Origin of the sequence: Mycobacterium sp. RTGN5 (assembly GCF_033804465.1) — a bacterium.
GTDB lineage: Bacteria > Actinomycetota > Actinomycetes > Mycobacteriales > Mycobacteriaceae > Mycobacterium.
The window spans coordinates 87,130-100,407 of record NZ_JAPZLA010000003.1; the positions used below are offsets into that span (position 1 = coordinate 87,130).

Sequence of the window (13,278 nt, forward strand, 5' to 3'; positions counted from 1 at the left end):
TAGCATTTAGATGGACTACGAGTCGTTTACTTGAGATCCTCCGCGTGAGACGCTGGAAGGAGTTCGACAAGGGGAGATGTGCGCATGCCGTCGTCATCGCTGACCACCAATGCCACCCGGATCGCGATCACCAAACGGACCGCCCGCTGGGGCGACGAACCCGTCACCGCCGCTGAAGCCATGGACTTTTGGTCGTTCGCCGCCGGCCCGGCCAACGTCATCATGCAGCTCGCCCTGCCGGGTGTCGGCTACGGCGTCGTCGAGTCCAAGGTGGACTCGGGGAGCCTTCTCAAACATCCGTGGAAGCGGGCTCGCACCACGTTCACCTACATCGCCGTCGCGGTGCTGGGCACCGATCACGACAAGCTGCTGTACCGCGAGGCCGTCAACACCTCGCACCGCCACGTCAAGTCCACCGACGAAAGTCCGGTGCGCTACAACGCTTTCGACCGCGATCTGCAGATGTGGGTGGCCGCCTGCCTTTTCGTCGGCTTGGAGGACACCTACCAACTCTTGCGCGGCGAGATGACCGCCGAGCAGGCCGAAGGCTTCTACCGCTCGGCCTGGCCGCTGGGGACCACCCTGCAGGTCCACGAAGACCAATGGCCGCCCACGCGTGCCGCGTTCGACGACTACTGGAACACTGCCTGCCAAAGCGTCCAGATCGACGACGCCGTCCGCGCCTATCTGCTCGACCTGATCAACCTCAAGATGATCAACCCGTTGCTGCGCTTGCCATTTCGGCGGCTGCTGAAATTCCTCACTGCGGGCTTTCTGGCCCCGGTGTTCCGCGACGCGCTCGGGCTCACCTGGCATGCGAAAAAGCAGCGACGGTTCGAGTGGCTCTTCCGGTTCGTCGCCCTGGTGAACCGCTTCCTGCCGTCGTTCATCCGCCAACCAGGACCCTACGTGCTGCTGGCTGACCTGCGCTGGCGTGCCCGTCGCGGCAAGCAGCTGGTCTAGCACGATCACGCTCCGCCGAACTGCGGGCGCAGCACCGAACTCAGTGCGGCCAAGGGGATATGCGCCTGCACCGTGCCGCCATCCATGAACCACTGCATGATGCCGGGCGTGTAATTGACCGGCGTATCGTGACCCACCGGGTAGTCCGGCATGTACAGGATCAGCTCGTCACCGGACAGGGCCCACGCCTTGTACCCGCCGGAATACACCTTGTCCGGCCCCCAGCGATCCAGCTGGAACGGGTAGCTGCCCGGCTGATGTTGTGGCGGTGCTTGATTCAGCGCGTCCTCGATGAACGGCTGCCCCAGCGACGCGATCGCGCCGAAATCCACCCCGGGCTTCAGTACGTCGGCCAGCCCCAGCTTGACTCCGCGTGCCATGTCCCACGTGAATGTGCGATAAGCGTTGTTGAAGTTGGGTCCATCGGCGTGATAGTCCTCGTGGAACACCACACTGAGCACGTCACCGCGTTGCAGGATCTGGAAGTTCTCCTCGCCGAAGCTGTCGGCCACCATGTGCACACCGACGCTGCGCCAGTTGTTGACCAACTGCGTCAGATAGTCCCGGATGGTCGGACCGGTCACCGGATTGTCGATCAGATCCCCGGGGACGGCCACCTTGATGTCGCGGACGGCCTTGCGTTCCGAGGGCACCGAGGTGTGGCAATACGCGCCATCCCAATCGGTTCCCAGGCCCGCGCAGAAGTCCGGCGCCGACGCATCTGCCACCGGCGCGGTGATCATCGATGCCACCGCGAGAACCCCAACCAGACGGAATCGCATGGGAATCAGGGAAGTTCGACTTTGCTTGCCCGCCAGGACCCATCGACCTTGTCCATGGTCATCTTGACCCGGCTGCGGTCGATGCGGGGATCCGGCGCGGCGCTGTTGGCCACCGTCTGGTCGACGAACATCAGCACGACGACCTGGTTCTTCGACGCCGACTTCACCGCCGAATCGATCACCACGCCCCGCGCGGTGGCCTTGTTGTCCACCAGCAACTGGCGCAGTTGCGAGCTGGATCGCGAGTACATGTCCTTGAATTCGCCGGTCGCGCCGTTGAGCACTTCATTGAAGTTCTGGTCGACGTTGTTGGAGTCGATGCTCGTCAGTATCTGCGCGTAGTGCACGGCGGCCTGCTGAGCCTCACGCGAAGCCGCAGCGATCTCACGCTGTTGCCACACCTGCCAGCCCAGAAAGCCAGAAGCCCCGAGCAGCCCAACAATCAACGCCCACACCAGACCCCGACGGACCAGCCGCGGCCACCGTCGTGGCGAGGGCTCCACAGCGACCTCTTTTTCGGCCACGACTTCGTCGGTAGCCTTCTCATCGACGGCCTCGGTCTCGGGCTCCACCTTGGTCTCAACCTCGGTGTCGAGTTCGTTTTCACTGGTCACGGTCACCGCTATCTCCTTCAACTCGGCGGTTCGATCGGCAGCACGGGGCCGCCATAGGGGGTCGGAATGGTGTAGCGGCCCTTGGGTGTCGGGTCGGTCGTCGCGCCCAGGTCGGCGCCCGGCGGGGGACCGGCGGTGTCGTCGCCGGCCGGCCGCGGTGCGTTCTTGGCGCCGCGGATCAGCACGGCGGGATCGTCGTCGCGGCAATAGGTGTACAGGTAGGGCTCGGGGTAGTCGGCCGCCGACGGTGACCTTCGTGGTGTGCCGTAGTCGCACGCGTAGCGCGGGTAGATGTCAGCGGTCGCCCACAGGCCGTTGTCGTGGATGATGCCGCTCCACGCGTCGAGCACCGACCCACGGTAGTCCGGGAACAGCGCGTTGAGGGCCGGCACCCGCACATACAACAGCTGCGACGCGGTGGCCATGCTGGTCAGCAGCCCGACCATGGTGTCGGAGTTGTCCGTGAACAGATTGTCGGTGGCAGAAAGGGTTTGCGGCGTCTGGTCGACGAACCGGCGATACCCGTCGACCATCTTGTCCACCCCGGTGAACGTGCGACTTAGGTTCCCGTCGGCGACCTTAAGACCGGGATTCTTGTCGGCGGCCATCGTCAGCACGATCCGGCTGGTCCGCAGAATGCTCGTGGTCTGCGGCAGCACGGAATCCAGTGTGGACAAAAGGAAGGCGCCGCCGTCGATGATGTCGGCCATCTTCTGGGGACCCTCGTTGCTCAGGCTGAGCTCTTTCTTGATCAGCTCGAGCTTGGCCGGGTCGACTTGCTTGAGCATGCCGTCGGCGTTGGCGAGTACCTGCGCCAGGCTGGGCGGCACCGAGGTCTTGTTCTGCGCGACGATGCTGCCGTCCCGCAAGTACGGCCCGGCATCGGAATCCGGTACGAATTCGATGTATTGCTCGCCGGCCGGGGACAGCCCCGACACCCGCACCGGGCTCGCCGACGGGATCCGAACATCCGAACGCACTGTGGCCACCGCGGCGACTCCGTCGGGCGTGATCGCCAGCGACTGCACCCGCCCGATCGGCACCCCGCGCAGCGTGACGTCCTGATTGGGCAGCAGCCCACCGGATTCCGACAGCTGAATGGTCACCCGATACGCCGAGTCGAACGGCGTCACCCGCAGCGCACCGACCAACACATAGGCCGTCGAGATCACCAGCGTCAGCACCAAACCCGCTGTCGACAACCACAATCGGTGTCGATGCCCGAATCCGACCACCCGCACCAGCTGATCGGCGCTCTTGTTGATCATGGCGGGGGCTCCGACGCAGGCGGTCCGGGCGGTGGCCCGGCTGGTGGGGCGATGATCTGCTGGCCGGGGTCGGTGGGACTGGGCAGCACGGGAACTTGCTCAACGCCGGGGCCCTGGCCGACGACGCGCTGCTGCAGCCGCCACAGCGTGTACTTGAACGTGCCGGCCATCTGCGCCCAGTCGTAGCGCTTGGGCCCGTGGAACCCGACGTCGCCGCCGAACCCGGCATCGGGGATCGACCCGAGCACCAACCGGTCGATGCTCGCCCGCACCGAAAACGCACTGCTGGGTGACGCTTTGATGATTGGCGGCATCAGCCGGTTCAACGCAGCGAGATTCGCGTCCGGAGCCAAGACCAAGTCATTCCAGGCTCGTGCGATGGTGTTGGCGTCGCCGATCACACTGCGCCCACTGGTGTCGGTGCCCGCGATCGACGGGAACTTCTCCAACTGCCTGCTCGTGTCACCGACCTGCTGGACGACGTCTGCGACGGTGTCGGAATTGGTGGCCAGGGTGTCGGTCGCCGGACCTGCCGCGGCCATCACTTCGGTGAGCGCCTGGTTCTTGGCGTCGAGATTCTTGGCCAACTGCGATGTTTCGGTGAGTGCCTGGGAGATCTGGTCGGAGCGCGCTGTCAGCTTGGACAGCGTGCTGTTGGTCTTGGCGATGATGTCGCCGAAGGCCTGCCCCTGGTCGCCGGTCGCCTTGCCCATGCCGTTGATGACGTTGGTGAGATTGCGCACCGCGCCGCCGTTGACCAGGATCGCCGCTGAACTGAGCACCGATTCCACCGTGGCCGCTGCCGTTGTGGAATCCAGGCCGATGGTGTCGCCGTCCTTCAACAGCGGCGTGGTTGCGGAGGCGTCTGCCGGTGGTTTCAGCGCGATGAACACATCGCCCAGCGGGGTGGCCGACCGCAGTTCGACGGTGGTGCCCTTCGGTAGCCGGACCCCGTCCATGACCCGGATCGTGGTGACTGCGGTGTAGTTACGCGCCACCATCGTCTCCATCTGGCCGACGTCGGCACCGGCCAGCTTCACCTTGGCGCTGGCGGGCAGGTTCAGTGCGTTGGAGAAGATGGCGGTCAGGCGGTACCCGTCACTGCCGACGGTCGGCGCCGGCAACGGCAGGCTGGACAACCCGTTGGACGAGCACGCCGTGGCACCGACCGCGACGACCAGAACCGCTATGGCGCGTTTCATTTCTGGCCCATCGCAGCCATGCCGTCGAGGACATACGTCAGCCCGAAGTCCGGTCCGAAGTCCTGCAATGTGCCGGTGCTGCAACCCAACTGGCGCAAGCCCATCATGTTGCAGACCTCCTTGATCCCCTGGTTGTCGAACAACACCCGATCGGTGAGGATCCTGGCCCGTGCCGCACCGTTGCGCTGGTCCACGACGTTGTACAGGTTGTCCAGCGCCAACGGGCCGACATCGAGGAACTCTGTGAGATCCCGCTGACGTTCGACGAACGTATTCGCGGTGGTACTGCCATTGTTGGCAACGGCTTTGATGTTGTCGCGGTTCTTCTCCAGGAAATCGCCGACCTGCGCCAGCAGGGTGTTCATCGTCTTACCGGTGGTGCCGCTGCCGAAGTCCTCGTCGTTGACGACCTGGCTCAGCTGACGCACGGTGGTACCGAAGTCACGCAGCTTCGCATCGTTGTCGGCGGCCGCCTGTAACAGTGAACTGAGGTTGCGCACGATCGTGGTCAGCTGATCCCCCGTCTGCGTCCCACCGTCAGCGCTGAGCCGCAACGCATTCGACAGCTGGCCAAGTGCGTCTTTGATCTTCTCGCCGTTGCCGTCGGCGATCGCCGCGCCGGAGTTGACGACGTCGGCCACCGGGCCGTCGCCGTTGCCGTTACCCTTGAGCGAGGTCGAGATCTTGTCCAGCACCCCGAGCACCCGCGCGAACTCGACCGGCGTCTTGGTCCGGGGTAGCCCGATGGTGTCGTTGTCTTTGAGGGCCGGGCCGCTGCGGTAGGGCGGGGTGAGCTCGATCTGCCGGTCGGTCAGGATCGACGTCGATATCGTCACGGCCTGAGCATCCGCCGGAATGGTGACGCCGCGGTCGACGGTGAACTTGACCTCGACGTAGCCGCTCTTGGGGGTGATCTCGGTGACCTTGCCGACCGGCATACCCAGTACCGCGACCGTGTTATCGACATAAAGCCCTGCGGCGCTGTCGAATTGGGCGGTCAGCGTGATGTGATCGGTGGTCGATTTGAAGTACACCCACGCGACGGTGGTCACCGATGCGACGACCACCACGATCACCGTCACGATCGCCAGCAGTCTGGCCCGCGCGCTCACTTGCAGTCCTTGAAGTACGGAATCATGCCGAACTGCTTGGCCCGCCCGCTGATTGCGCACATCCAGGAATCGACGACCAAGCCGCCGGGTGTGTTGAAGTCGACCGCGTTGCCGGTACCGGTCGCGTTGGCAAAGCCCCGTAGCGCCACCGGGCCGGCCTGCAGGGTGCTACGCAGCAGATCGTCATGCTGGGCCAGAAGATCGGACAGCTCGCGCAGATTCGTGATGGTCTGGTCCAACTCACCCCGGTTGGTCACCACAGTGGTGCTCAACCTGTTCACCAAATTGGTCAGCGCCGCCATCATCGCGTGGAACGTGGCGCTGCGGTCGACGAACCGGCCGATCAGATCCTGCCCCTGATTGATCATCGCGGCGATGTTGGCGTGCTGACGCTCCAGGGTGCTACTGACCATGTCCGTGCTCTTCAGCAAGGCGCCCAGTTGATCTCGACGATCGGCGATCACCGTCGACAGGGTCTGAATGTTCCGCATCGCCTCTGGCACCACGGCGGGCAGGCCCTGCATCTGCGTGCCCAGGATCCCCAGTGACTTCGCGAACGCATCGGTGTCGACCTGCTCGTAGGTGGTCGTCACATCGGCCAGCGCGGCCTGCAGGTCGTAGGGCACCTCGGTGTGCGCCAGGTCGAAGGTGTTGTTGGGCACGGTCCCACCGTCTTCGGGCTCCAGCGACAGATACCGCGAGCCCAGGATGGTGGCGACTTTAATCACCGCCCGCGAGTCCTTGCCCAGCGCGACGTCGTTGCGCACCTCGAGACCCGCCTCGACGTGGTCGCCGGCCAGCTTCATGCTGGTGACCTTGCCGACCTGGATGCCGCCGATGGTGATCGGGTTCCCGGTCTGCAGGGCGGCGGCCTGGAGGAAGTTCGCGGTGTAGTGCCGATGACCGACGTTGGCGGCGTTGGCAATCAGCATCGCCCCGACGATGACGGTGACCACGGCGACGGCAATCAGACCGAGCCAGGTCTTGTTGTAGCTCTCCAGTCGGCCCCTAGCCATTGGCCATGTTCCTGCATCGCGGGGTGTACATGGCCTTGTTCCCCGGTGTCGCGTGGTCGACGATGATCGGCGTCACGTCGTTGAGACCGGGGAAGAAGCCGGTGCCGTTCAGGTCGCAGGCGTACGCGTTGCCGAAAGCGCCCTCGCCGGTGATCCGCGCCAGCCCTTTGAGCATGAGCGGCAGGTTGTCACCGGTGAACGCCAACTGCGGCTCGATGTCGACCAGGTGTCCGGTGAAACCGGGCTGACGGGTGACCATTTCGTTCAGCTGCGGGTCGACGGTGTCGGAGACGGCCGACAGCTGCCGGAGCACCCGTGCCATCGTTCCGGTCGATTCCACCAGCTCGGTTTGTCGCCCGTTGAAGTCCGACACGGTCTTGCTGGTCTGGGAGAGCACCTGATCGAGGCTCTTGTTCTGCGCGGCGAGGTTACCCATGACCGTGTTCAGCTGGGTGATGACGCTGCCGAGCGTCTGGTCGCGGCCGGCGAATGTGTCGGTGAGGATGGAGGTTTGGCTGACCAGGTTCACTATCGAGGCGTTGTCACCCTGCAAGGACTGGATGACGCCCTTGGTCAGGTTGTCGGCGTCGCGGGGATTGAGGACGCTGAACAGCGGTTCGTAGCCGTTGAGCAGCGTGCCGACGTCGAACGACGGATCGGTGCGCTCAACCGGAATGGTGGTGTTCGGGGGCAGCGGGCCCGGGTCACCGATCTTGCCCAGCGCCAGCCCCAGATAGCGCTGGCCGACGATGTTCTGGTAGGTCACCGAGGCGGAGGTGTTGCCGAACAGGTGCTGGTCGTTCTGGACGACGAACGACACCTTGGCCAATTTGCCACTCAGTTCGATCTTTTCGACCCGACCGACGCGGACGCCGGCCATCCGGACGTCGTCACCCTCCCGTAGGCCGTACACGTCGGTGAACATTGCGGCATAGGGCGTGGTGGGGCCGGCCACGTCGCGGCGCAGCGTGACGTAGACCAACCAGGTCAGCGTCATTGCCACGACCATGAACAGAGACAGGCCGATCAGCGGGGCGCGAAATCTCATCCTCAGCCTCCCGGCGCTTCGGCGGGCAGCGGTGGCGCGGCCGCAGGGGGCGCCGGCGGCGGTGGCGCGTCGGCGGGATCGGCCGTGCCCGGCACCCGTGGCGCTGGGGAGAGCCAATAGGGCACAGGCGGATTCGGGTCGGCCAGATTCGGGTTGGGGTTGATCAACGGCGGGCCGACGGCGACGAGGTTGCCGTTGGGGCCCACGACGGTGCCCGGCGTGGGGGCCAGATCCTTGGGCGGCTGGTAGTTCTGCGGCAACAGCATCTCAGGCAGGTCGGGCCGCACCACGATCTCCGGCGCGGTGTAGCAACTCGGCCCCAACAGCTGGCCATAGCGGGGGCAGTCGGCACGGGTATAGGAATAGCTCGGCGTCAAAGACAGATTGATGCGCATGTTGCCGGTGTCCAGGTCGGGCATCCACACGTCTTCGAAGAACTTGCGCGACAGGCCGTTCAGCTTCGTGAACACCGGAACGAACTTGCCTGCGTTCATCGCGAGGCTGCCCAACACCGGAGTGAGATGGTTGGTGATCCCGGTGAGCTGGTCGATGTGATTGTCGATGGCGGTGTGCGTGGTGCCCACGGTGTGCTCACCGCCGGTGAGCAAAGTGGTCAGGGCCGAGCGCTTTTCGGCGAGGACCTGCATGGGTTCGACTGCCTGGTGTAGGGCGTCGACCAGATCGGGTGCGGTGGCGGCCAATCCGTGGGTGGCGTCGATGAGCGCGGACACCGTCGACGGCCCCTCGTCGGTGCTGACGATTGAGTTCAGCTGGTCGAGCAGCCGGTTGAGCTGGGCGCCAGTGGTCAGCAGCTTGCCGCGGCGGTTCTCGGTTGCGGCGTTGACAGCGGCCAGGATTCCCACGCTGCGGTCCTCGCGTCCGCGTCCGGTGGCGGCCAGCACGTCGCGCAGCTTGCTGATCGTGGTCTGGAACAGCACGGTCGGCAGCTGGGTGTCTTCGGGGATGTGCTCGCCGGCGCGGATCGCCGGTCCTGCCTCGGCGGCGACCAGTTGCACCGATGACACCGCGAACACATTGGAGGGCACGACCCGCGCGGTCACCGAAGCCGGGATGGACCCGGCGTATTCCGGCTTGAGGTCGATGTGGACGTAGTTGGGATGGCCGTTGGCGGCGGGGATCACGTTGTCGACCGCGCCAACCAGCACGCCGTGGTATTTCACGTCGGACTTCTGCGGCAACCCGTCGCCGACGTTGAGCAGGTCGGCGACCACCCGGACGTAGTTGTCGAGCTTGCCGTTGGACTTGGCCAGCAGAACCGTAGTGATCATGGCCGCCACCACCAGCACGGCCACCCCACTGAAGAGCAGCTGACGGTTCGAGGGGCCGCGCCCGTCCAAATCAAACGAATTCGCCATTATCCGCCGAATCTCGCGCCGGCGTCGACGCTCCACAGCGCCATGGTCATCAGCATGTTCACGATGATCGTCACGGTGATGGCCGCGCGCATCGCGTGCCCTGCGGCGATGCCGACACCTTCGGGTCCGCCGCTGGCGTAGAAGCCGTAGTAGCACTGGATGGTCGAGGCGATCCAGACGAAGATGACCGCCTTCAGCAGCGAGTACCAGATGTCGGTACCGGACAGCATCAGCGTGAAGTAGTGCAGATAAGCCCCATTCGAGCCACCGCTGATCACCTCTACCACGATCTGGGTGGTCAGGAAGCTCGTCGCCAAAACCAGGATGTAGAGCGGGATCACGGCGACGACCGAGGCCATCAGCCGGGTGGTGACCAGGTAGGGGATGGGCCGGATCGCCAACGAGTCGAGTGCGTCGATCTCCTCGGCGATCCGCATCGAGCCCAGTTGAGCGGTGAACCGGCAGCCGCCCTGCGTCGCGAACGCCAGCGAGGCCGCGATGGGCGCCAGCTCCCGGGTGTTCACCAACGACGAGATGATCCCGGTGGCCGGCCCAAGGCCGAGCAGGTTCAAGAAGTTGTAGCCCTCGATGCCGACGATCGCGCCGACGGTCACGCCGAGGACCAGCGCGACGCCGGCGGTGCCGCCGCCGACGACCAGCGAGCCGTTGCCCCAGGCGATGTCGGAGAGCAGCCGGGCGAATTCAGAGCGGTAGTGGCGTAACGCAATCGGTATCGCCGCCACCGCGCGGATGAAGAACACCAGCATGTGGCCCAGCCGAAGGATCGGCGTGGACAGCTTCCGGCCGAGCCGGGCCAACGGGACCCGGAACGGGTAGTAGGTCGACGCCGTCACATCACAGCCCCACTCGGGGGAACAGCATGTTGTAGAGCTGGCTGATGGCGACGTTGACGATCATCAGGATCAGGATGGATTCGACCACAGCGGCATTGACCGAGTTGGCCACCCCGGTCGGCCCGCCCTTGGTGGACAGCCCCTTCTGACTCGACACGATCGCGACGATCGCACCGAAGACCACGGCTTTGAGTAGTGCCAGCACCATGTCGCCCGGTGTGGTGAACGACGCGAAGGTCGCCACGAAGCTGCCGGGGGCGCCGTTCTGGAAATAGACGTTGAACAGATAGCTGGCCAGGAACCCGACGAAACACACCACCCCGGTGAGGGCGACGCCGATCATGATTGCGGCGGCGAACCGCGGGACGACGAGGCGGCGGATGACCGAGACTCCCATAACCTCCATGGCGTCGATCTCTTCACGCATGGTGCGCGAGCCGAGGTCGGCGGTGATCGCCGAGCCGACGGCGGCCGCCATCAGGATCGCCGCCACCAGCGACGCGGCTTGCCGGATCACGGCCAGACCACTGGCCGCGCCCGCCAGCGAGGTGGCGCCGACCTGCCCGGCGAGCAGGGCGAACTGGATCGAGAGCGTCACGCCGACCGGCAGTGCCACCAACACGGTCGGCATCACGGCCGTACCTGCCATGAACGCGCCCTGGCGGACGAACTCCTGCAGCGGAAAGCGGCCGGTGACGAGGTCGAGGAACAAGTACTGCAGCGTTCTCACCCCGAGAACGAACTGGTCACCGACGGTGGCGAGCGAAGCGAGCGGATGTCGCTTTACATAGCCGACGGTCCAGTTTTCGATGGCCTGCACCCCATCGGGGGTGCGGGCGGCGACCGGCGACGGCTCGCGATCAGCGATTGTCACGGTCTCGCACTGTCATCTCTGTCCCGCGCTGTCATCTGGATTCCAAATGGGATGAGCCCTATGCACTTTGGCAAGCAGAAGAGACGACGCTTGCGATGGAGCTTGCGCTAGCCCACCGTCGCGTTGAGTCCGAAACTCGCGTTGTCGACGTCCCCCGACCTGCCGTCACCGTAAGACGCGGTTGCTGCGGCCGTCAAGAAAATGGAGAATATTCATTAACATAATCGTGCCTATGGTGTGTGCGATGTTAACCGTAGGTCCTGTATCCGGACCTTCGCGAGGGGCATAAGTCGGCTTATGTCGGTGTTTGCAGGTCGGGTCGCGCGGCCAGCGGCTATACATAGAGCTGTCGCCAGAGGAGGCAGCTATGTACCGTCCGCTCCCGATGGGTGTGGCCGTCGCCGCTGCCGTCGCACTCGCTATCGCCGGTTGTGGCGGATCCGATCAATCCTCGCCCAGCACAAAGGAATCCGTGATTTCGCCGGCGATGACGAGTGCCGCGGCCTCGCCGAGCGCCGCGAGCCCGACGGGTGCCGACGCCGACTACAGCTCGCTGCTGATCAAGCCCGGCGACATCGGCCCGGACTTCACTGCCGACGGCCCGCCGACGCCCAACCCCGGCGGTACGACCGGCACCGGTCAGACCTACAAGAACGCGGACGGCAGCCGGGTCGTCGTCGTCACGATCGCGGCGTTCCCCGACGCCGCCGCAGCTGCCGCCACGATCCAACCGATGAAGGACGCCATCACCGACAAGGTCGATGGCCAGCAGAAACCGGTCGACATAGGCGCGAACGGGTTCATGGTCGAAGGCCCGGCGAAGAAGAAGTCGATGGAGATCTCCGAGGTGGTCTTCACCCAGGGCCGCGCCCTGGTCGACCTGGAGTACGACAGCGCTCCAGGAAACCCGGCCCCCTCAGATGCCGTCCTTGACGTGGCGCGCAAGCAGGCGGCCGCCGTCGCGGCAGGATTGCCGAGCTAGATCCGGGCGCCGACGCCACGCGGTGCGGCGCTCACGGACCGATCCGGGAGCGCCAACTTGATGATGGTCCGCTGGGTCTGCAGGAACTGGTTCAGCAGCGGTCCCGTGGTGTACGGCAGCCCGTAGCTGTCGCACAGCGCCCGCACGCGGGGCGCGATGGCGGCATAGCGGTTGCTCGGGAGGTCGGGGAACAGGTGGTGTTCGATCTGGTAACACAGGTTTCCACTCAAAAACGCGAGCACCCGTCCGGCGCGGAAGTTAGCGCTTCCGAGCATCTGGCGTAGGTACCACTCGCCCTTGCTTTCCTGCTTCACGACATCGGGCGTGAACGTTGCGACGCCGTCCGGGAAATGCCCGCAGAAGATCACCGCGTAGGCCCAGAGATTGCGCAGGATGTTAGCTGCGGCGTTCGCTGTCAACGCCCGTCGCCAGCGAGTTCCGTTGACGGCCGGGATCAGAACGTAGTCCTTGAGAACTTGACGCTTGATCTTGGCCTTGAACGCCCGACTGTGGCCGTCGCGCTCCTCGGGGCTGTCCGCGCGTTCGTGCTCGGAATGCAAACCATGCAGCGCGATGCCCCACTCGAAGATGATGGCCAGCAGGGCGTTGCGCAACGGCTGCATCAGATTGCGCGGGCGCCACTCGACATCGCGGGTGACCCGCATGATGCCGAAGCCGAGGTCGTCGTCGACTCCGACGACGTTGGCGAATACGTGGTGCCGGTAGTTATGCGAGAACCGCCATTGCGACATGAGCCCGGCCATGTCCCATTCCCAGGTCGCCGAGTGGATCTCGGGATCGTTCATCCAATCCCATTGCCCATGAGCAACATTGTGGCCGATTTCCATGTTCTCGATGCTCTTGGCCACGGCCAGCGAGACCACTCCGAGTGCCCACCCGCGTCGGGATCGGCTGCCGAAGATCAGCAGGCGCGAGCCGGCATCCAATGCTCGCTGGAACAGGATCGTGCGGCGAATGTAGGTGGCGTCGCGCGCGCCGCGGGACTCTTCGACCTCGGCGCGGATCGCATCGAGCGCGTCCGCGAGTGTGTCGATCTCGTGCTGGCTCAGGTGTGCAAATTCGGCGACATCTGTGATGGCGATGGGAAGTCCTCGAAGGCGCGACTGTTGCGCGGTTGAGCGGCAACGGAGTTGGACGAGGTGCCCGACTGTGAGCGGATGCTCGCG

General features: G+C 65.0%; 13 protein-coding genes. 2 read left to right on the forward strand and 11 right to left on the reverse strand.

The window, feature by feature from the left end; translation table 11 throughout:
• Positions 1 to 84: 84 nt before the first annotated feature.
• Complete coding sequence (locus SLQ31_RS17285) at positions 85 to 963, forward strand: oxygenase MpaB family protein (protein WP_319434862.1); 879 nt, start codon at positions 85 to 87, stop codon at positions 961 to 963.
• Positions 964 to 968: 5 nt separating this feature from the next.
• Here SLQ31_RS17285 and SLQ31_RS17290 read toward each other — a convergent pair whose 3' ends face one another.
• From SLQ31_RS17290 to SLQ31_RS17335, 10 genes are read right to left on the reverse strand one after another with little or no spacing between them, the layout of a single operon-like run.
• Positions 969 to 1,745, reverse strand: coding sequence for a mannan-binding lectin (locus SLQ31_RS17290; RefSeq protein WP_319434864.1), 777 nt, complete (start codon positions 1,743 to 1,745; stop codon positions 969 to 971).
• A 5-nt stretch (positions 1,746 to 1,750) separates the two neighbouring features.
• The gene (locus tag SLQ31_RS17295; protein ID WP_319434866.1) at positions 1,751 to 2,365 is read right to left on the reverse strand and encodes a DUF3329 domain-containing protein; all 615 of its coding nucleotides are present in this window, start codon (positions 2,363 to 2,365) and stop codon (positions 1,751 to 1,753) included.
• Between the two features lie 11 nt (positions 2,366 to 2,376).
• Positions 2,377 to 3,627 carry an MlaD family protein gene (locus tag SLQ31_RS17300; protein ID WP_319434868.1) on the reverse strand — a complete coding sequence of 417 codons (1,251 nt, stop codon included), beginning with the start codon at positions 3,625 to 3,627 and terminating at the stop codon, positions 2,377 to 2,379.
• Positions 3,624 to 4,829, reverse strand: coding sequence for an MlaD family protein (locus SLQ31_RS17305; protein WP_319434870.1), 1,206 nt, complete (start codon positions 4,827 to 4,829; stop codon positions 3,624 to 3,626). The genes SLQ31_RS17300 and SLQ31_RS17305 overlap by 4 nt, the downstream gene beginning before the upstream one ends.
• Complete coding sequence (locus SLQ31_RS17310; protein ID WP_319434871.1) at positions 4,826 to 5,941, reverse strand: MCE family protein; 1,116 nt, start codon at positions 5,939 to 5,941, stop codon at positions 4,826 to 4,828. The genes SLQ31_RS17305 and SLQ31_RS17310 overlap by 4 nt, the downstream gene beginning before the upstream one ends.
• Positions 5,938 to 6,957 carry an MlaD family protein gene (locus SLQ31_RS17315; RefSeq protein WP_319434873.1) on the reverse strand — a complete coding sequence of 340 codons (1,020 nt, stop codon included), beginning with the start codon at positions 6,955 to 6,957 and terminating at the stop codon, positions 5,938 to 5,940. The genes SLQ31_RS17310 and SLQ31_RS17315 overlap by 4 nt, the downstream gene beginning before the upstream one ends.
• Entirely contained in the window at positions 6,950 to 8,005 is a 1,056-nt protein-coding gene (locus tag SLQ31_RS17320; RefSeq protein WP_319434875.1) for an MCE family protein, read from the reverse strand. Before SLQ31_RS17320 ends, SLQ31_RS17315 begins: the two co-directional genes overlap by 8 nt.
• A gap of 2 nt (positions 8,006 to 8,007) precedes the next feature.
• Positions 8,008 to 9,381: an MlaD family protein gene (locus tag SLQ31_RS17325; protein ID WP_319434876.1), complete on the reverse strand. Its 1,374-nt coding sequence runs from the start codon at positions 9,379 to 9,381 to the stop codon at positions 8,008 to 8,010.
• Positions 9,381 to 10,235, reverse strand: coding sequence for an ABC transporter permease (locus tag SLQ31_RS17330; protein ID WP_319434879.1), 855 nt, complete (start codon positions 10,233 to 10,235; stop codon positions 9,381 to 9,383). The genes SLQ31_RS17325 and SLQ31_RS17330 overlap by 1 nt, the downstream gene beginning before the upstream one ends.
• A 1-nt stretch (position 10,236) precedes the next feature.
• On the reverse strand, positions 10,237 to 11,109 hold the full coding sequence (locus SLQ31_RS17335) for an ABC transporter permease (protein ID WP_319434880.1): 873 nt from the start codon (positions 11,107 to 11,109) through the stop codon (positions 10,237 to 10,239).
• 367 nt (positions 11,110 to 11,476) lie between these two features.
• Between SLQ31_RS17335 and SLQ31_RS17340 the strand changes: the two genes are divergently transcribed.
• Positions 11,477 to 12,091 (forward strand): hypothetical protein, encoded by a 615-nt coding sequence (locus tag SLQ31_RS17340; RefSeq protein WP_319434882.1) that lies wholly within the window; start codon positions 11,477 to 11,479, stop codon positions 12,089 to 12,091.
• On the opposite strand, the gene SLQ31_RS17345 is transcribed toward SLQ31_RS17340, so the two are convergent.
• Complete coding sequence (locus SLQ31_RS17345) at positions 12,088 to 13,194, reverse strand: acyl-CoA desaturase (RefSeq protein WP_319435807.1); 1,107 nt, start codon at positions 13,192 to 13,194, stop codon at positions 12,088 to 12,090. The genes SLQ31_RS17340 and SLQ31_RS17345 overlap by 4 nt on opposite strands.
• Between the last annotated feature and the right edge of the window lie 84 nt (positions 13,195 to 13,278).

What these genes read in the sequence shown, in the direction of transcription:
- SLQ31_RS17290 (WP_319434864.1), bottom strand. Translation starts at nt 1,745, where the DNA reads ATGCGATTCCGTCTGGTTGGGGTTCTCGCGGTGGCATCGATGATCACC.
- SLQ31_RS17320 (WP_319434875.1), bottom strand. Translation starts at nt 8,005, where the DNA reads ATGAGATTTCGCGCCCCGCTGATCGGCCTGTCTCTGTTCATGGTCGTG.
- SLQ31_RS17300 (WP_319434868.1), bottom strand. Translation starts at nt 3,627, where the DNA reads ATGATCAACAAGAGCGCCGATCAGCTGGTGCGGGTGGTCGGATTCGGG.
- SLQ31_RS17285 (WP_319434862.1), top strand. Translation starts at nt 85, where the DNA reads ATGCCGTCGTCATCGCTGACCACCAATGCCACCCGGATCGCGATCACC.
- SLQ31_RS17305 (WP_319434870.1), bottom strand. Translation starts at nt 4,829, where the DNA reads ATGAAACGCGCCATAGCGGTTCTGGTCGTCGCGGTCGGTGCCACGGCG.
- SLQ31_RS17340 (WP_319434882.1), top strand. Translation starts at nt 11,477, where the DNA reads ATGTACCGTCCGCTCCCGATGGGTGTGGCCGTCGCCGCTGCCGTCGCA.
- SLQ31_RS17325 (WP_319434876.1), bottom strand. Translation starts at nt 9,381, where the DNA reads ATGGCGAATTCGTTTGATTTGGACGGGCGCGGCCCCTCGAACCGTCAG.
- SLQ31_RS17315 (WP_319434873.1), bottom strand. Translation starts at nt 6,957, where the DNA reads ATGGCTAGGGGCCGACTGGAGAGCTACAACAAGACCTGGCTCGGTCTG.